Raw genomic sequence first — 17801 nt, forward strand, 5'->3', positions numbered from 1 at the left:
TTCGCGACGGACCGGGAGGGGATGTGGCCGTTATAAACGGGCTTCTTTCCATCCTAGAACGATCCGGCGGCCCTCCCTATTCCTGCAGGGAATCCGGCAGGACGGCTTCCGGCGCCTCCGCCTCCCAGCCGGTGGCGGCGCGGACCCGCTCGGCGAACACTTCGGCGGTGCTCTCGGCATAGGTGCGGGTGACGTGGTCGTGGTCCATGTAGACGGCGACGTTGCCGATGATGCCGGGGCACTCCTCCGCCGTGCAGAGCTGGTCGGTCATGTCAAGCACCTTGACGCCGGGAATCCGCCCGGGCAGGTCCTCGAGCGGTGACACGTCGGCGAGCAGCCCGCTGCGCGGCACCCGGCAGGCTTGGACGTCGAGGTCGTTGGCTTCGAGGCACTTGAACATGTCGAACTCGAACCGCGGATTGTCCCGCATCGCCAGGACCGTGATCCCGGCCTCGGTGAACGGGCGGACACCGTCCTCGTAGCCGCCGGCCAGGATCTCGTCCGGACTGGATTCGCGGGTGACGGAGGCCACCGTGTACACGGCGTCGGGCCTGCGTTCGAGCACAAAGTCCCGGGCCGCGGCGTTGTGCGCGTTGCACTCCGCGGAGCGTTCGGGGTCCTCGGCGCCGTAGCGGCATCCCATCTTCAGGATGGCGACGACGTGCCAGTCGTTGGCCAGCGCCGCGGGCCGCAGCGCGGCGGACCACTGCATGGCGTGCGAGTCACCCAGGACCAGGATGGTCTTTTCGGCTCCCTCGGCGGCGCCGATCTGCTGGCAGTGCCCGTCGAGCACGGAGTCCTCCGCCGGGGCGATGTCCGTGGGGCAGGGGCCGTCGAAGCGGGCCCATTCGCTGTCCAGGTTGGCGGCTGCGGGCTTGACCAGTGCCTGGGTGGAGCCGGCGTGTTCGAAGTCCGGGTCCAGCACCCGGGCTCCGGGATTGTCCGCGATGCTCTGCTGCTGCAGCTGGCGGGCGTCCGCGTGGGCCTTCGCCTGGGCACCGGCCAGCGGCAGGGCCACGAGGGCGGCGCACGCGGCGGTGACGACGGCGCTGCGCCGAGTGGTGGCCTCGGACCAGTGCCAGCCGCGCAGGGGGCGCTCCACCAGCCGGGTGGTCAGCAGGGCCAGTACCAGGGAGGCCGCGATGATCACCGCGCCGTCCGCCAGCCCAGCCCTCGGCTGGTTGCTCCAGGCGAGCCAGAACACCAGCAGCGGCCAGTGCCACAGGTACAGCGCATAGGAGTTGTCCCCCAGCTTCACCAGCGGCGCCCAGGCCAGGAGCCGATCGGCTCCCCAGCGCAGGCCTGTGTGTCCTGCGGCAATGATCAGGGCGGCCGCCAGCAGGGGCCACAGGGCGATCCATCCCGGGAACTGCTGCTGGACCTGCAGGAGGAGGCCGCAGCTGAGCATCGCGGCCAGGCCGATCCAGGCCATGGCTCCGCGCACTGCGGCCGGCAGGCGCAGATACGGCAGCAGCAGCGCCAGGAGCGAACCCAGCGCGAACTCCCACAGCCGGGTCCGGGTATCGAAGTAGGCGTAGGCCTGGTTGGTCGCCGTCTGCTGGACCGAGAAGGCGAGCGAAGCGGCAAACACGGCTCCGAACACCGCAACCAGCAGCGGCCGGGGGCGCAGCCCGAACCGGCGCACGGCGAACGCCGCCGCGGCGAACAGCAGCGGCCACAGGACGAAGACCTGGCCCTGCACCGACAGGGACCAGAAGTGCTGCAGCGGGCTGGCGGTGCTGTTGTCCCGTTCGTAGTAGTCGACGGCGCTGTTGGCCAGGACCCAGTTCTGGACGTACAGCAGTGACGCCCAGCCCTGCCGGAACAGGCCGCTCCAGGTGCTGACCGGCAGCAGCAGCGCCGCACCCGCCAGCACCGCCAGCAGGACCAGGCCGGCCGCCGGTACCAGGCGCTTGAACGCGCGGGCCCAGTACCGGGCCAGCTCCAGCGGGCGGCCGGCCTCAAGCCGGCGGGCGAAGGATCCGGTGAGCAGGAATGCGGAGATCAGCAGGAAGATGTCCACCCCGCCGGAGACCCGGCCGAGCCAGACGTGGTAGAGCACCACCAGGACGACGGCCAGGGCCCGGAGGCCCTGCACCTCCGGTCGGTACACGCTGCGGGGTGCCGCGTCGGGATTGCCGGAGGCAGGCCGGGCTGGCGCCTGGAGCCGGGATGCGGACACGGAGGGGTCCCTTTCGGTCGGTGGACAACCTCACGAGTTTATCGGCGTGGTGCAAATCGGCCCCCGGTGCGGAGGGACCGAGAGCGCCGTCACAGGCACCGGAACCGCGGCCTGAGGACGAAAAAGTCCCCGCCCGGCGGCTGCCGGGCGGGGACTTCCTCTTCAGCGGTGTTGCTTAGTGCTGGTGGCCGTGATCGTCCGCGTCGTCGGAGGGCTTCTCCACGACGAGGGCTTCGGTGGTCAGCACCAGGGCCGCGATCGAGGCCGCGTTGCGCAGCGCCGAGCGGGTGACCTTCACCGGGTCGATGACGCCGGCGTCGATCATGTTGCCGTATTCGCCGGTCGCGGCGTTGAAGCCGTTGTTGACCTCCAGGTCGCCGACCTTGGAGACCACGACCATGCCTTCGGCCCCGGCGTTCTCGGCGATCCAGCGCAGCGGCTGGGCCAGCGCGCGGCGGACCAGGCCGACGGCGGTGGCGGCGTCGCCTTCCAGCTTGGCCACCTCCGGATCGGTGTCGAGGGCCTTCGCGGCGTGCACCAGGGCGGAACCGCCGCCGGCGACGATGCCTTCTTCGAGGGCGGCGCGGGTGGAGGACACGGCATCTTCGATGCGGTGCTTCTTTTCCTTCAGCTCCACCTCGGTGGCGGCACCCACGCGGATGACGCCGACGCCGCCGGAGAGCTTGGCCAGGCGTTCCTGCAGCTTCTCGCGGTCCCAGTCGGAGTCGGTGCGCTCCACCTCGGCGCGGATCTGGGCGACCCGCTCGGCGACGTCGGCTTCGGATCCGGCGCCGTCGACGATGGTGGTGGTGTCCTTGGTGACGGTCACGCGGCGGGCGGAGCCCAGCACCTCAAGGCCGACGGCGTCGAGCTTCAGGCCGAGGTCCGGGGACACGACCTGGGCGCCGGTCAGCACGGCGATGTCCTGCATCATGGCCTTGCGGCGGTCTCCGAAGCCCGGGGCCTTGACGGCCACGACGTTCAGGGTGCCGCGCAGCTTGTTGACCACGAGGGTGGAGAGCGCTTCGCCGTCGACGTCCTCGGCGATGATGAACAGCGGCTTGCCGGCCTGCAGGACCTTCTCCAGCAGCGGCAGGAACTCCGCCACGGAGGAGATCTTGCCGGAGTTGATGAGGATGAGCGCGTCCTCGAGGACGGCTTCCTGGCGCTCCGGGTCGGTGACGAAGTGCGGGGACAGGTAGCCCTTGTCGAACTGCATACCCTCGGTGACGACCAGGTCGGTCTGGGTCGAGGAGGATTCCTCGATGGTGATGACGCCTTCCTGGCCGACCTTCTCGAAGGCCTGGGCCAGCAGCTCGCCGATCTCCATGCTCTGTGCCGAGATGGCGGCGACGTGGGCAACCTGGTTGCCTTCGACGGCCTTGGCGTTCTCCAGCAGGCGGTTGGCGACGGCGTCCACGGACACCTCGATGCCGCGCTTCAGCGCGCCCGGGGCGGCGCCGGCGGCCACGTTGCGCAGGCCTTCCTTGACCAGGGCCTGTGCGAGCACGGTGGCGGTGGTGGTGCCGTCGCCGGCGACGTCGTTGGTCTTGGTCGCGACTTCCTTCGCCAGCTGGGCGCCGAGGTTCTCGTACGGATCCTCCAGCTCCACCTCGCGGGCGATGGTCACGCCGTCATTGGTGATGGTGGGGGCGCCCCAGGTCTTGGCGAGCACCACATTGCGGCCGCGCGGGCCCAGGGTCACCTTGACGGTGTTGGCCAGCTTGTCGACGCCGGCTTCCAGAGAGCGCCGGGCGGAGTCGTTGAACTCCAACTGCTTAGACATATGTGTCCCTTCCGAGAACTGCGTCAGAAAACCCCGGCCGCATCGGGCCGGGGTTCTCCCGTGGAACTACTTGGTGACGACAGCGAGGACGTCGCGGGCGGAAAGGATGAGGTACTCCTCGCCGCCGTGCTTGACCTCGGTTCCGCCGTACTTGGAGTAGATGACGACGTCGCCCTCGGCAACATCGACGGGGACGCGGTTGCCGTTGTCATCGACACGGCCCGGTCCAACCGCGACGACCTGCCCCTCCTGGGGCTTCTCCTTCGCGGTATCCGGGATCACCAGGCCGGAAGCGGTGGTCTGCTCGGCTTCGAGCGGACGGACAACAATACGATCCTCAAGGGGCTTGATAGAGACCGACACTCGGGCTCTCCTTTGCGTAGTTCTGCTAACGGACTGTGGACCGAAAGTTGGCGCTGGCCGTCGTCGCGGTGCCGGTTGGCGCTTCCCTTACGGAATTAGCACCCGCACAGCGGGAGTGCTAGTTGAGACTTTATGCACTGGTTAGCACTCGGTCAAGCAGAGTGCCAGCAACGGCGGCACCCCTTCGGAGCGCACATCAAGCGGGCCTCCGTCAAGCCGGAAGACGCCGGTGTCACAGAGTGGGACTGAAAGTTGCTTAGCCTTGCCTAACCCATGTAGCTTTCAACTGCGCGCACCAATTAGCAAACATTTGCGTGACCTATTCTCCGCACCGGCGGTAAGTCACCCTGAGATCCACGGAGCCCCCATGATCGCCAAGTCCCGCCTGCTGGCCGGCACCGCCCTCGTGTCCCTGCTGGCCCTGAGCGCCTGCTCCACCGAGAGCGCGTCCGCCGACGCCGAGGCATCGTCGACAACGCCGTCGACCATCTCCGTCGAGCACGAGCAGGGCACCACCGAGGTTCCCGTGAACCCCGAGACCGTCTACGCCTTCGACCTGGGCGCCCTGGACACCCTGGACGCCCTCGGCGTCGAGGTGGACGGCGTTCCGGCCGCCAACTTCCCCGGGAGCCTGTCCAAGTACGACGGCGAGGAATACGAGAAGATCGGCAGCATGAAGGAGCCGGACTTCGAGGCCATCAGCGCAGGCGCTCCGGACCTGATCATCATGTCCGGCCGCGTCGCCGACTCCTACGAGGAGCTCAGCAAGATCGCCCCGACCATCAACCTCAGCGTCTCGAACGAGGACCCGTGGGCCTCCTTCGAGGAGAACACCGAGATCCTCGGCCAGATCTTCGACAAGGAAGAGGAAGCCGCCGAGGCCCTGGCCGCCCTGGACGAGTCCGTCGAAGAGACCAAGGCGGCAGCTGCCGACGCCGGCACCGGCCTGATCGTGATGACCAGCGGCGGCGAGATGACCGCTTACGGCGCCGGCTCCCGCTTCGGCCTGATCCACGATGTGCTGGGCGTCCAGACCGCTGCGGACATCGCTTCGGACGGCAAGCACGGCGAGGCCGTGTCCTTCGAGTACATCGCCGACACCAACCCGGACCACCTGTTCGTGATCGACCGCGACGCCGCCGTCGGCCAGGCCGGCGAGGCAGCCTCCGCCGTGCTCGACAACGAACTGGTGAAGGGCACCAACGCCGCGAAGAACGGGAAGATCACCATGCTGGATTCCTCCAGCTGGTACCTGGTCGGCTACGGGCTGAACAACGTGCAGTCCCAGGTCGACACCATCCTGGAAGCCATTTCCTAGCACCCCCGCTCCCGCGGTTCCGGCCCGGCCGGGCCGGAACCGCGGCACTTCCCACGGATCGTGACATGACCGCAGCGCTCACCGCTCCCCCGACTCCGGCACCGGCCGGAGAACCGCCCAGGCCCCGCCGCTTTACCCAGGCCGGGGCCCTTGCCGTGTCCGGGCTCGCCGTCCTGGCGCTGGCCGTAGCCAGCATGTTCATCGGCGTCTCCGATGTCTCGCTGGGCGCACTGCTCGCCGGGGACGCCCATGCATGGGACATGTTCTGGATCTCCCGCCTCCCCCGGACCCTGGCCGTGGTACTGGCGGGCATGGCGCTGAGCGTGGCCGGGCTGATCATGCAGCTGATGGCCCGCAACAAGTTCGTGGAGCCCTCGACCGTCGGCACGGTGGAGTCCGCCTCCCTGGGCATCCTGGTCGTCACGGTGCTGCTTCCCGGTGCGTCCCTGTTCCTCAAGATGGGCGTCGCCTCCGTCTTCGCCATGGCCGGCACCGCCCTGTTCCTGCTCGTGCTGCGCCGAATCCCGCTGCGCAACACCCTGCTGGTGCCCCTGGTCGGCATCATGCTCGGCGGCGTGATCGCCGCGGTCACGACCTTCTTCGCCTACCGCTGGGACCTGCTGCAGACCCTCAACAGCTGGACCATCGGCGACTTCTCCGGCGTGCTGCGCGGCCGCTACGAACTGCTCTGGATCGTGGCCGCCCTGACCCTCGTCGGCTACCTGGCCGCCAACCGCTTCACGGTGGCCGGCATGGGCCAGGAGTTCACCACCAACCTCGGTCTGAACTACAACCAGGTGATGCGCCTGGGCCTGGTCATCGTGTCCCTGATCAGCGCCGTCGTCGTCGTATCGGTCGGTTCCATTCCCTTCCTCGGCCTGATCGTGCCGAACCTCGTGTCCTTGATGATCGGCGACAACGTGCGCCGCGCCGTGCCCTGGGTCGCCGTCTTCGGAGCCGGATTCGTGCTGCTCTGCGACATCATCAGCCGCACCATCCGCTTCCCCTACGAAATCCCGGTGGGCGTCATCGTCTCCGCCCTGGGCAGCGCCCTGTTCCTGTACCTGCTCCTGCGAAAGCGCTCCGCCCGTGGCTAAGCCCTCCCCCGACTCGGCGGTTTCCCCGCTGCCCCAGGCCATGACGGCGACCCGGCGCAAGCCGGTCCGCTCCGTCTCCCCGCGGACCTGGATCCTCATCCTCGGCATCGCCGCCGCCGTCCTGGTGCTGCTGTTCATGACCATCGACCTGCGCGGCAACCTCGGATACGTCCTGCCCCGGCGCGCGATCAAGGTCGGCACCATGATCCTGGTGGCCTACGCCGTGGCCGTGTCCACCGTGCTGTTCCAGACCGTGACCGGCAACCGGATCCTGACACCGTCGATCATGGGCTTCGACGCCCTGTACCTGCTGATCCAGACGGTCCTCGTCTTCGCCCTCGGCGGGCAGGCGCTGCTCTCCGCCCCCGAGTCCGTCCGCTTCCTCCTCGAGATCGCCCTCATGGTCGGCTTCTCGTTCCTGCTCTACCGCTGGCTGTTCACCGGCGGCGGGCGCAGCCTGCACCTGATGCTGCTGGTGGGCATCGTCTTCGGCACCATGTTCCGCGGCTTCAACTCGCTGCTGCAGCGGCTGATCGACCCCAGCGAGTTCATCATCCTGCAGGACCTGTTCTTCGCCAGCTTCAACCGGGTCAACCCCACCCTGCTGGGCGTCTCGATCGTCGCCGTCGCCGCCGTGTCCGTGGTCGCCTGGCGGATGCGCCACCAGTTCGACGTCCTTTCCCTGGGCCGTGAAACAGCCATCAACCTGGGCGTGGAACACCGCAGCGCCGTCACCAGGACACTGCTGATCTGCTCGGTGCTGGTGGCCGTGTCCACCGCGCTGGTCGGGCCGATCACGTTCTTCGGCCTGCTGATCGCCTCGCTGGCCTACCAGCTGTGCTCCCGCTTCCGGCACGCCGCCGTGCTGCCCATCGCCGTCTTCCTGGGCATCATCGCCCTCGTCGGCGGCCAGCTGGTCCTCGAGCAGGTGTTCGCCTTCGACACCGCGCTCAGCATCATCATCGAATTCGTCGGAGGAATCGTCTTCATCCTCCTGCTGCTGAAAGGCTCCATCAAATGATCCAGGTCTCCGGCGTTACCAAGCGGTACGGAACGCAGACCGTGGTGGACGAGGTCACCTGCTCCATCGCCGACGGCGGCATCACCTCGATCATCGGCCCCAACGGGGCCGGCAAGTCCACGCTACTGTCCATGATCAGCCGCCTGCTGCCGCTGGACGCGGGATCGGTCTCCGTGGACGGGCTCGACGTCGTCGCCACCCCCGGACGCGACCTGGCCCGCCGCATGGCCATCCTGCGCCAGGACAACCAGCTGACCGTGCGCCTGACCGTGCGGGACCTGGTCGGTTTCGGCCGCTACCCGCACAACGGCGGCCGGCCGACGCTGGAGGACAAGGGCCACATCGAGCGGGCCATGGAGTACCTGGACCTGACCGCGCTGGCCGACAAGTTCGTCGACGAGCTGTCCGGCGGCCAGCGCCAGCGCGCCTTCATCGCCATGGTGCTGGCCCAGGACACCGACTACCTGCTCCTGGACGAGCCGCTGAACAACCTGGACATGAAGCACTCGGTGGAGATGATGCGCCTGCTGCGCCGCCTGGCCGACGACTTCGGCAAGACCGTGGTGCTGGTCATCCACGACATCAACTTCGCGTCCTGCTACTCCGACAACATCATCGCCATGGCCGACGGACGCCTGCTGCACCAGGGCACGCCGGAGCAGATCATGCGGCCCGAGGTGCTGCAGGACATCTACGAGATCGACATCCGCATCGAGGACATCGAGGGCAACCGGATCGGCGTCTACTTCGCGTAGCGGCCGCCCGGCCGGGTGGAACCCGTCCTGAGTCAGGCTCCCGACGCCGGGACCGCCGCCAGCCGGCGCAGCGCCTCCTGAAGCACCTCCGGCGAGCAGCCGAAGTTGAGCCGGGCCCGCCCGGTGCCTTCCGAGCCGAACTTCAGCCCGGATTCCAGCGCCACCTGCGCCTGCTCCAGCGCGGTTCCGGCCGGGTCCTCGCCCCAGCCCAGGCCACGGAAATCCAGCCAGGCCAGGTAGCCGGCGTCGGGAATCCGATACCGGACCTGCGGCAGTTCCGCGGCCAGCAGGTCGGCCAGCAGCCTCCGGTTCGCGTCCAGTGCCGCCAGGACATCATCCAGCCAGGGATCGGCGTCGGTGTAGGCGGCCGTGGTCCCGGCCAGGCCAAGGATGCTGGTCCGGAAGCCGACCTCGGCCGGCATCGCATCCAGCAGCAGCCGGGTGCGGTCATCGGAGGCAATCATCAGGGCACATTTGGCCCCGGCGATGTTCCAGCCCTTGCTCGCAGCGGTGACGCACACACCCACCGCCCGGGCGGCGTCGGACACCGAGAGGAACGGCGTGAACTCGCTCGGCCGGTACACGAGCGGGGCGTGGATCTCGTCACTGACCACCCGCACCCCGTACCGCCCGGCCAGGTCCGCCACCCGTGCCAGGGTGTGCCGGTCGTGCACCAGGCCCAGCGGGTTGTGCGGGTTGCACAGCAGGAACGCCTCGACACCGTCGTCGGCAAAGGCCGCCTCCAGCCCGGCCAGGTCCAGCGACCAGCCGTCCGGGCCGTCAAGCAGCGGCACCTCGCGCACCACGGCCCCGGCCTCGACCGGCAGTTCGAAGAACGGCGGATAGACCGGCGGCGTGATGACCACTTCCCCGCCCGGGCGCACGGCCTGCCGGAGGGCCTCGACGATGGCGACGCTGACATCGGTGGTGGTGCGCACATCCGCCGGGTCCACCTGCCAGCCCCACCGGCGCGCCGCGAACCCGGCAAAGGCAGGTCCCACCGGACCGGGACCGGAGACGTAGCCGACGTCGGAGGCTTCGATCCGGCCGATCATCGCGGCGCTGACCGCCGGCGCCAGCGGAAAGTCCATTTCCGCCACGAACAGCGGCAGCACATCCTCGGAGTAGGTGCGCCACTTGGCGCTGGTGCGCCGGCGCAGGACGTCAAGGGGATCAGCGGCAAGGTTGCTCATGGCCCCAACCTATCGAACCCGTGCGCCCGGGGCACCCGCTCCGAGGGCCGCCGCACGCCCGGGCCGCTCCGGCAGCCACTAGGCTTGTAGGCATGCCCGATACTTCCCTCGCCCATGTCCTGACCCCGGAGGGATGGGAACTGCTCAACTCGCTCGGCCCCTATCTGGAGTCCGAGTCCCTGAAGCTGAACACCGACCTGCGCCGGGCCGGGCACTCCCCCGAGCTGGTGGCGGCGGTGCTGACCCAGGCGAAGCTGCGCATGAAGGCCCGGGCCAAGTTCGGTCCGTTCGCCGAGCACATGCTTTTCACCGCTCCCGGCCTGGAGCAGGCCACCCGGCTGAACGTCGCCGCGCTGCACGCGCAGCGTTTCCAGCAGGCCGGCCTGCAGAAGGTGGCGGACCTGGGCTGCGGCATCGGCGCCGACTCGCTGGCCCTGGCCACCCTGGACCGGCAGGTCACCGCCGTCGAGCTCGACGAAATCACCGCCGCGGCCGCGACCATCAACCTGATGCCCTGGCCCAACGCGAAAGTGGTCCAGGGCGATGCGGAGCACTTCGACGTCTCGGGGTTCGACGGCGTGTGGATGGATCCGGCGCGCCGGTCCACCTCGTCGTCGGGCACCCGGCGGATCTTCGACCCCGAGGCGTTTTCCCCGCCGCTGTCCTTCGTGGAGCGGCTCGCGGACACCGGCATGCCGGTGGGCGTAAAGATGGGGCCGGGCATTCCGCACGAGTCGTTGCCGGCCGGCTGCGAGGCCCAGTGGGTGTCGGTGGACGGCGACGTCACCGAAGCCACGCTGTGGTTCAACACCCTGGCGCGCGAGGGCGTACGGCGGGCCGCGCTGGTCATCAGCGACGGCGGCGCGGCCGAGCTGACCAGCCAGGTGGACTACGACCCCGCAGCCCAGGACGTGGAGACCGGGCCGGCCGAGGGGTTCCTGTACGAGCCGGACGGCGCGGTGATCCGCGCCGGACTGGTGGCCGACGTCGCCCGCGCCCTGGGCGGGCACCTGCTGGATGATCAGATCGCCTACATTGCGGCGCCCGAAGCCATGTATTCGCCGTTCGCGCGCGGGTACCGGATCGACCACGTGCGTCCCTACAACGTGCGGTCGCTGAAGGCCTGGGTGCGGGAGGAAGGCATCGGGGTGCTGGACATCAAGAAGCGCGGCATGTCCGTGACGCCCGAGGAGCTGCGCCGGCAGCTGCTGTCCGGCGGGGCCAAGGGCCCGAACAAGGCGACGCTGGTGCTGACCCGGATCGGCGAGGAGCGGGTCGCGATCGTCGTCGAGCCGCTGCCCTCGGCTTAGGGGAAAGCGGGAGCTGCGGCGGTCATCTGCGCCGGTTGCCGGGAGAGGGCCAGCTGTCGTCTCCGGCCACCCGCTCCCGGGCCTCGGCAGCGAGCTCAGCAACCATAGTCCGCGTGGGCGCCGGGCGCCCCAGGCCGCGCGCTGCCAGGCTGGATCCGGCGTAGGCCTCGCGGACCGCACGCCGTGCGTCCTCGGAAAGGTCAGCACAAAGTTCCGGCCAGGCGTCCGCCGCGTCGAGGTCGGGCGTGATGACGTCCGGCCGCATCCAGATCGGCTGCCGTCCCATCAGGCGCAGGATCACGTGCTCGCGCATCTCCTGCATCTGCATCTCCGTCCACTCAGACTCGGTCCAGTCCCGGTCCGTCATCGCTCCGCCCTCTCTGTCCGTTGGGTTCCTGTCTGTTCTCCCGCTGCCGTACGCGGTCAGGCCCGTGAGAACTCGCCGGCTTCACGCACGAGTTCGGGTGCGGGCCGGACCCCGGTGTAGAGCACGAACTGTTCCTCCGCCTGGCCTGCGATGACCTCGGCGCCGGTGATCACCGGTTTGCCGGCAGCCCGCGCTGCCCTGATCAGCGGCGTTTCGGCGGGCAGGGCGACCACGTCGAACACCGTGGCCGCTGCGGCGACCGCCTCGTCGCTGAACGACTGGACGTCCTCGTCGGCTCCGGCCATGCCCAGCGGGGTGACGTTGATCAGCAGATCGGCGGTCAATCCTGCACCGTCGGCGGCCCAGGTGAAGCCGTACCGTTCCGCGAGCGCCGGACCGGTCTTCGGGTTGCGTGCCAGGATGGTCACCCGGCTGAACCCGGCGTCCCGCAGGGCGGCGGCCACCGCCTTGGCCATGCCGCCGGAGCCGCGGAGCAGGACGGAGGACGACGTCGGCACCCCGTGTTCGGCCAGCAGCCGGGCAACCGCCAGGTAATCCGTGTTGTACGCGGTCAGCACGCCGTCGTCATTGACGATCGTGTTGACCGAATCGATCGCCTGCGCGGAGGGGTCCATGCGGTCCACCAGCGCAATGACCTCCTCCTTGTACGGCATGGACACCGCGCAGCCCCGGATCGGCAGCCCGCGCACTCCGGCAATCGCCTGCCCGAGGTTCGCCGGGGCGAAGGCCTTGTAGACGTAGTTCAGGCCGAGTTTTTCGTACAGGTAGTTGTGGAACCTGGTTCCGATGTTGCTGGGCCGGGCTGCCAGCGAGATGCACAGGACCATGTCTTTGTTCAGGATCGGCATCTGACCATTATGGCGGCCGCCGCCTCCTGCCCGGCCTTACGGGAGGTGGATCGGCAGTGCCCCGGCCGCCGATAGGATTGAAACCGGTTCTTCCGGGCTCACAGCAGCACCGGTCACCGGATCCAACCACCGAGCAGCCGGGAGACATTTGTGGAAATAGAGTTCGCCGCGTCCGCGCAGTCGACCCTGGGCGTGGAATGGGAGCTGGCGCTGGTGGACCGCGCCGACGGCGGACTGGTCTCCGTGGCCGACGAGGTCCTGGCGCGGCTGTGCGCCGACGCCGGCCTGGAACCGGGCAGCGAACATCCCCAGGTCAAGCAGGAGCTGCTGGAAAACACCGTCGAACTGGTCACCGGCGTCTGCACCACCGTTGCCGAAGCGAAGGCGGACCTGGCCCGCTCCATGGCCGCCGTCCGGCGGGTCACCGATCCCATGGGAGTTGAGCTCTTCTGCGCCGGAACGCACCCGTTCGCGGCCCCGCGCTCCCAGCCGGTCACGGACAAGGAACGCTACGCAAAGCTGATCGACCGCACGCAGTGGTGGGGCCAGCAGATGCTCATCTACGGCGTGCACGTGCATGTGGGCCTGGACTCCCGGGACAAGGCGCTTCCGGTCCTGGACGGTCTGGTCAACTATTTCCCGCACTTCCAGGCCCTGTCCGCCTCCTCCCCGTTCTGGGGCGGCGAAGACACCGGATACGCCTCGCAGCGGGCGCTGATGTTCCAGCAGCTGCCCACCGCCGGGCTGCCGTTCCAGTTCCGCACCTGGTCCGAGTACGAGGGCTACGTGCAGGACATGTTCACCACCGGGGTCATCGACGCGATCAGCGAGATCCGCTGGGATATCCGCCCCGTGCCGGGCCTGGGCACCATCGAGATGCGCGTCTGTGACGGCCTGGCGACCCTGGAGGAGGTCGGCGCCGTCGCCGCACTGACTCAGTGCCTGGTCGATGAGTTCTCCACCATCCTGGACAACGGCGGCAGCATTCCCACCATGCCGCCCTGGCACGTGCAGGAAAACAAGTGGCGGGCGGCCCGGTACGGGCTGGACGCCATCATCATCCTCGACGCGGCGGGCAACGAAAAGCTGGTCACCGACCATCTGCTCGAGGACGTCCTTCCGCGGCTGGCACCGGTCGCGGACAAGCTCGGCTGCCCGCAGGAACTGGCCGACGTGGCGCGCATCATCGAGCGCGGCGCCGGCTACCAGCGCCAGCGCCGCGCCGCCGAAGAGAACGGCGGGGACCTGCGCGCCGTCGTCCGGGACAACGTCCGGCAGCTGCGCGGCGAAGCCTAGCGTTACCGGCGCTCCCAAAGCGGGCGGCTGTCCGGGGAAGTACCGTCCAGAAGTGCTCAGAGGCTGATCTGCGACACCGGCTGCGACGGGTCCGGAGCGAAGCCCAGGTCGCTTGGCTGCACCCCGGCCGTCACCACCTGGGCGCCCAGCGCGGCGATCATCGCCCCGTTGTCGGTGCACAGGCTGATCGGCGGGACCCGCAGCTTGATGCCGGCCGCCGCGCAGCGCTCTTCGGCCAGGGCGCGCAGGCGGGAGTTGGCCGCCACTCCCCCGCCGAGCAGCAGATGCGTGATGCCGTGCTCGCTGCAGGCCAGCACCGCCTTCGCGGTGATCACGTCGACCACGGCCTCCTGGAAGGACGCGGCGATATCGGCCACCGGCAGCGGTTCGCCGGCGGCCTCGTACTGCTCCACGCAGCGGGCGACGGCGGTCTTCAGGCCGGAGAAGGACCAGTCGTACCGGTGCGGGCCCGGCTCCTGGGCCGTCCCCATGTACTTGGGCTGGGTGAGGCCGCGCGGGAAGCGGATCGCCGTCGGGTTTCCCTCCCGCGCCAGTTTGTCGATGACCGGTCCGCCCGGGTAGCCAAGGCCCAGGATGCGGGCCACCTTGTCGTAGGCCTCCCCGGCGGCGTCGTCAATGGTGGAGCCGAGCAGCTCGACGTCGGAGGCCAGCGAGCGCACCCGCAGGATTTCGGTGTGCCCGCCGGAAACCAGGAGGGCGCCGAGGTTCTCCGGCAGCGCCCCGCCGTCGAGCACCCCGACTCCCACGTGCGCGACCAGGTGGTTGATGGCGTACAGCGGCTTGCCGGTGGCCACCGCCAGGGCCTTCGCGGCGGCCACGCCCACCATCAGGGCCCCGGACAGCCCCGGTCCGGAGGTCACGGCGATGGCGTCAAGGTCCGCCAGGGTCACGCCCGCCTCGTCGAGGGCGGCCTGCAGCGTGGGAATGAAGGCCTCCAGGTGGGCGCGCGAGGCGATCTCGGGGATCACGCCGCCGAACCGTACATGCTCCTCCATGGAGGACGAGACCGTGTTGGTCAGCAGCGTTTCTCCCCGGACGATGCCCACGCCCGTCTCGTCGCAGGAGGATTCGATGCCGAGCACCAGCGGTTCGGTGCGGTTCATGAGGGGTCCTTTTCGGTGAGGGGTCCATGGGGTTCGGCGGGGTCCGCGCCGCGGCGGGCGGGCGGGCCCTGCCACTCGTGGAGCGGCAGCTGCATGATCAGCGCGTCCACGCCGTCGCGGTAATAGCGCGGCCGGACGTGGATCTGCCGGAAGCCGAACCATTGGTACAGGCGCTGGGCACGGGGGTTGTCGCGGCGCACCTCGAGCAGCACGTCCGCCGCACCCCGCCGGCGCGCTTCCTCGATGAGCAGTGTCAGCAGGCGCGAGCCGACGCCGGCGCCCTCCCGTTCCGGCACGACGGCGATGGTCTGCACGTCGGCGATGGGCAGCACGCACATCAGCCCGGCGTAGCCGATGATCCGCCCGTCCCCGTCCTCGGCCACGTAGTAGGCGCGGGTGTCGGCGTGGGCGAGTTCATCCCGGAACATCTGCAGCGGCCAGGCGTCGACGGGGAACAGCGCGGTTTCCAGCCGGTGCACCTCCGGCAGGTCCGCGGCGGTCATGGGGCGCAGGGACGCACTCACAGCGCGCGCTTCCGGGGCCCGGGAACCTTGGCATCGGATTCACGCAGGTAGAGGGGCGCGGGCTCGGGCAGCGGCAGGCCCCGGGTCAGCGGCACGACGGCGGCCCGGCCCAGGGCGGCGGCGGTGGGCTGGGCGGCGGCGAAGGCCGGGACGGCGGGCAGCACCCCGTTGTAGAGGCCGGCACCGGCGCCGTAGGCCGGCAGCTGCGGCAGTTCTCCGGCGGCGCCCACGTGCGGGCCGTCGATCAGATGGGCGGTGCCGCCGGTGCTCCGGTAGCGGGCCCAGTAGACCTCGCGGCGGCGGGCGTCGGTGGCCACCAGGAACTCGTCGACGCCGGAGCGCCACGCGTCCAGCGCCGCGTCGAAGGCCAGCGCGTCAAGGCTCATCATTCCGTGCAGCGGCTTGCCCCAGGCGAATGCGAGGGTGCGGGCGGTGGCGATTCCCGCCCGGAGCCCGGTGAAGGGGCCGGGGCCGACGCCGACGACCAGCGCGTCGAGCTCGGCCGGCGCGGTACCGCTTGCGGCGAGCAGGTCGCGGATGGCCGGGGCGAGCACCTCGGCATGGCTGCGGGTGTCCTCGGTCGCGAACTCGGCCAGGATCTCTCCCTCCCCGGTCAGCAGCGCGGCGCTTGCAATGGCGGAGGTATCGAGGCAGAGAATCAGCACGGTGCCTATTTTACGTCCCCCGGCTCCGGGCCCGGCACGGAGCGGCGGGCCGCCGGGATCGTCCGTCCCCGGGGGCCGCAGTCAGTCCAGGTCCGGCGCCTGTTCCCAGCGCGGCCCGTAGCCGGCGATCCGGATGACCCGCTCCTCGTCGTCGTCATCGGCGGAGAAGTCCAGGCCGGCGTCGCTGCCGCCGGGCGCGCCGTCGCCGCCGACGGCACGCAGCAGGACCACTTCGAGCCTGCTCTCGGCCAGGTGCTCCACGAGCCCGCGTCCCCACTCCACGACCGTCACCGCACGGTCCATGGTGGACTCGAGGTCGATGTCGTCGATCTCCCCCTCAGAGCCCAGGCGGTAGGCGTCGACGTGCACCAGGTCGGGACCGTCGCCCAGGTTCGGGTGCTGGCGGACGAGGACGAAGGTGGGCGAAATGATGCCCGGACGCACCCCCAGCCCCCTGCCCAGCCCCTGGGTGAAGGTGGTCTTGCCGGCGCCGAGCTCACCGGTGAGCAGGAGCAGGTCTCCACGCCCGAGGAAGCCGGCGAGGCGTTCGGCGAAGCTGCGTGTGGCGTCCGCCCCGGCGGTCCGGTACTCCCGTTCCCATGCCGGGAACCCGCCGCCCGTCACCGGTTGCCTGCCGCGGCGGTGTCGGCGGAGATCTCCTGCGGGCCGTCCGCGTCCGGCGCGGAGACGGCCACGTTGGCAGGGGTGTCGGCGGACAGCGAGGACGCGCCCGCGTCGGCGTCCTGCCGGGCGGCCTGCTCGCTGTCGATGTGCACGCGGGTCACCCGGGAGCCGATGCGGGTGATGATCTCGTAGTTGATGGTGCCGGCGGCCTCAGCCCATGCGTCGACGCTCGGGTGGCCCGGCCCCCCGAACAGCACCGCTTCACGGCCGATGAGGGTCCGTTCGGTGCCGGCGATGCCGGTGGTCCCCAGATCGACGACCATCTGGTCCATGGCAATCCGTCCCACCACTTCGTGGACGGTGCCGTCGATGCTGACCACGCCTCCGGCGGCCGTGCGCGGAATGCCGTCGCCGTAGCCCACCGGTATCAGGGCCAGCGTGGTCGCCTCCGGGGTCCGGTAGCGGAAGCCGTAGGACACGCCCTGGCCGGCCGGCACCTCCTTGCAGTTGGCCACGGTGGTCGCCAGCGTCATCGCCGGGCGCAGGCCCAGCTCCGCCGAGGTCTGTCCCGGGAACGGCGACAGTCCGTAGAGGCCCAGGCCCACGCGGACCAGGTCGAAGTGGGTGTCGGGCCGGGCCAGGACGGCGGGGGTGTTGGCGATGTGGCGCACCTCCACGTCCACCCCGGCGTCCTCCGCCACGGCGACGGCGGTGCGGAACGCGTCCAGCTGTTCATCGGTCTCGGGCCGGTCCGGCTCGTCCGCCACGGCGAAGTGCGAGAAGATCCCGACGACGCGCAGCAGCCCCTCCTCCTGGTAGGCCAGGGCGCGGCCGACGAAGGCCTCCCAGAGGTCGGGCGGGCAGCCGTTGCGGCCCAGGCCGGTGTCGATTTTCAGGTGCACCCGGGCGGGCATTTCCAGCGAGCGGGCGGCCGCCACCACGGACTCCAGCTCCCATCCGGAGATGCCGAGGTCGATGTCCGCGCTGATGCCGGCGGAGAAGTCGCTCTCGACGGTGTGCAGCCAGGCGAGCACGGGAGCAGTGATGCCGGCGCTGCGCAGCTCCAGGGCCTCGGAGATGTGCGCGGTTCCCAGCCAGGCCGCGCCGGCGGCGAGTGCGGCCTGTGCGACGGGCACCGCCCCGTGGCCGTAGGCGTCGGCCTTGACCACCGCCATGATGCGGGCAGGGCTGGCGATCTCGGCGAAACGGTGCACGTTGTGCCGGATGGCGGCCAGGTCGACGATGGCCCGGCGTTCGGAGGCGGGAGCGGTTTCCAGGTAGTTCACGCCCTCCATTGTTCCACCCGC

At 69.9% G+C, this 17801-nt stretch carries 17 protein-coding genes; 6 read left to right on the plus strand and 11 right to left on the minus strand.

Features of this window, described 5'->3' with window-relative positions; translation table 11 throughout:
- Positions 1 to 76: 76 nt before the first annotated feature.
- From AC5RUW_RS11710 to groES, 3 genes are all read right to left on the minus strand, one after another.
- Entirely contained in the window at positions 77 to 2098 is a 2022-nt protein-coding gene (locus AC5RUW_RS11710) for an acyltransferase family protein (protein WP_494160882.1), read from the minus strand.
- 259 nt (positions 2099 to 2357) lie between these two features.
- Positions 2358 to 3968 carry a chaperonin GroEL gene (groL, locus tag AC5RUW_RS11715; protein ID WP_494005560.1) on the minus strand — a complete coding sequence of 537 codons (1611 nt, stop codon included), beginning with the start codon at positions 3966 to 3968 and terminating at the stop codon, positions 2358 to 2360.
- A 66-nt stretch (positions 3969 to 4034) separates the two neighbouring features.
- On the minus strand, positions 4035 to 4331 hold the full coding sequence (groES, locus tag AC5RUW_RS11720) for a co-chaperone GroES (protein WP_494005561.1): 297 nt from the start codon (positions 4329 to 4331) through the stop codon (positions 4035 to 4037).
- A gap of 367 nt (positions 4332 to 4698) precedes the next feature.
- Between groES and AC5RUW_RS11725 the strand changes: the two genes are divergently transcribed.
- From AC5RUW_RS11725 to AC5RUW_RS11740, 4 genes are all read left to right on the plus strand, one after another.
- Entirely contained in the window at positions 4699 to 5649 is a 951-nt protein-coding gene (locus tag AC5RUW_RS11725; RefSeq protein ID WP_494160883.1) for a siderophore ABC transporter substrate-binding protein, read from the plus strand.
- A gap of 65 nt (positions 5650 to 5714) precedes the next feature.
- Entirely contained in the window at positions 5715 to 6746 is a 1032-nt protein-coding gene (locus AC5RUW_RS11730) for an ABC transporter permease (protein WP_494160884.1), read from the plus strand.
- The gene (locus AC5RUW_RS11735) at positions 6739 to 7767 is read left to right on the plus strand and encodes an iron chelate uptake ABC transporter family permease subunit (protein ID WP_494160885.1); all 1029 of its coding nucleotides are present in this window, start codon (positions 6739 to 6741) and stop codon (positions 7765 to 7767) included. The genes AC5RUW_RS11730 and AC5RUW_RS11735 overlap by 8 nt, the downstream gene beginning before the upstream one ends.
- Positions 7764 to 8522 carry an iron ABC transporter ATP-binding protein gene (locus tag AC5RUW_RS11740; RefSeq protein WP_494160886.1) on the plus strand — a complete coding sequence of 253 codons (759 nt, stop codon included), beginning with the start codon at positions 7764 to 7766 and terminating at the stop codon, positions 8520 to 8522. The genes AC5RUW_RS11735 and AC5RUW_RS11740 overlap by 4 nt, the downstream gene beginning before the upstream one ends.
- Before the next feature lie 32 nt (positions 8523 to 8554).
- Here the strand turns inward: AC5RUW_RS11740 and AC5RUW_RS11745 are convergent, their stop codons facing one another.
- Positions 8555 to 9715: a MalY/PatB family protein gene (locus tag AC5RUW_RS11745; RefSeq protein ID WP_494160887.1), complete on the minus strand. Its 1161-nt coding sequence runs from the start codon at positions 9713 to 9715 to the stop codon at positions 8555 to 8557.
- A 92-nt stretch (positions 9716 to 9807) separates the two neighbouring features.
- Here AC5RUW_RS11745 and AC5RUW_RS11750 point away from each other — a divergent pair, with 92 nt between their 5' ends.
- Positions 9808 to 11025, plus strand: coding sequence for a THUMP-like domain-containing protein (locus AC5RUW_RS11750; RefSeq protein WP_494160888.1), 1218 nt, complete (start codon positions 9808 to 9810; stop codon positions 11023 to 11025).
- Between the two features lie 22 nt (positions 11026 to 11047).
- On the opposite strand, the gene AC5RUW_RS11755 is transcribed toward AC5RUW_RS11750, so the two are convergent.
- Positions 11048 to 11392 carry a hypothetical protein gene (locus AC5RUW_RS11755; RefSeq protein WP_494160889.1) on the minus strand — a complete coding sequence of 115 codons (345 nt, stop codon included), beginning with the start codon at positions 11390 to 11392 and terminating at the stop codon, positions 11048 to 11050.
- A 56-nt stretch (positions 11393 to 11448) separates the two neighbouring features.
- The gene (locus tag AC5RUW_RS11760) at positions 11449 to 12261 is read right to left on the minus strand and encodes a shikimate 5-dehydrogenase (RefSeq protein WP_494160890.1); all 813 of its coding nucleotides are present in this window, start codon (positions 12259 to 12261) and stop codon (positions 11449 to 11451) included.
- A gap of 150 nt (positions 12262 to 12411) precedes the next feature.
- Here AC5RUW_RS11760 and AC5RUW_RS11765 point away from each other — a divergent pair, with 150 nt between their 5' ends.
- On the plus strand, positions 12412 to 13557 hold the full coding sequence (locus AC5RUW_RS11765; protein ID WP_494160891.1) for a glutamate--cysteine ligase: 1146 nt from the start codon (positions 12412 to 12414) through the stop codon (positions 13555 to 13557).
- Between the two features lie 56 nt (positions 13558 to 13613).
- On the opposite strand, the gene tsaD is transcribed toward AC5RUW_RS11765, so the two are convergent.
- The 5 genes from tsaD to alr form a co-directional block, all read right to left on the minus strand.
- Complete coding sequence (gene tsaD, locus AC5RUW_RS11770; protein ID WP_494160892.1) at positions 13614 to 14681, minus strand: tRNA (adenosine(37)-N6)-threonylcarbamoyltransferase complex transferase subunit TsaD; 1068 nt, start codon at positions 14679 to 14681, stop codon at positions 13614 to 13616.
- Complete coding sequence (gene rimI / locus AC5RUW_RS11775) at positions 14678 to 15184, minus strand: ribosomal protein S18-alanine N-acetyltransferase (RefSeq protein ID WP_494161063.1); 507 nt, start codon at positions 15182 to 15184, stop codon at positions 14678 to 14680. The genes tsaD and rimI overlap by 4 nt, the downstream gene beginning before the upstream one ends.
- A gap of 17 nt (positions 15185 to 15201) precedes the next feature.
- Positions 15202 to 15870 carry a tRNA (adenosine(37)-N6)-threonylcarbamoyltransferase complex dimerization subunit type 1 TsaB gene (tsaB, locus tag AC5RUW_RS11780; RefSeq protein ID WP_494160893.1) on the minus strand — a complete coding sequence of 223 codons (669 nt, stop codon included), beginning with the start codon at positions 15868 to 15870 and terminating at the stop codon, positions 15202 to 15204.
- Positions 15871 to 15951: 81 nt separating this feature from the next.
- Positions 15952 to 16494, minus strand: a complete 543-nt coding sequence (gene tsaE, locus AC5RUW_RS11785) for a tRNA (adenosine(37)-N6)-threonylcarbamoyltransferase complex ATPase subunit type 1 TsaE (RefSeq protein WP_494160894.1) — start codon at positions 16492 to 16494, stop codon at positions 15952 to 15954.
- Positions 16491 to 17789: an alanine racemase gene (gene alr, locus AC5RUW_RS11790; RefSeq protein ID WP_494160895.1), complete on the minus strand. Its 1299-nt coding sequence runs from the start codon at positions 17787 to 17789 to the stop codon at positions 16491 to 16493. Before alr ends, tsaE begins: the two co-directional genes overlap by 4 nt.
- Positions 17790 to 17801: the final 12 nt, after the last annotated feature.

The sequence above is a fragment of the Arthrobacter sp. Y3222053 genome (genome assembly GCF_059092805.1).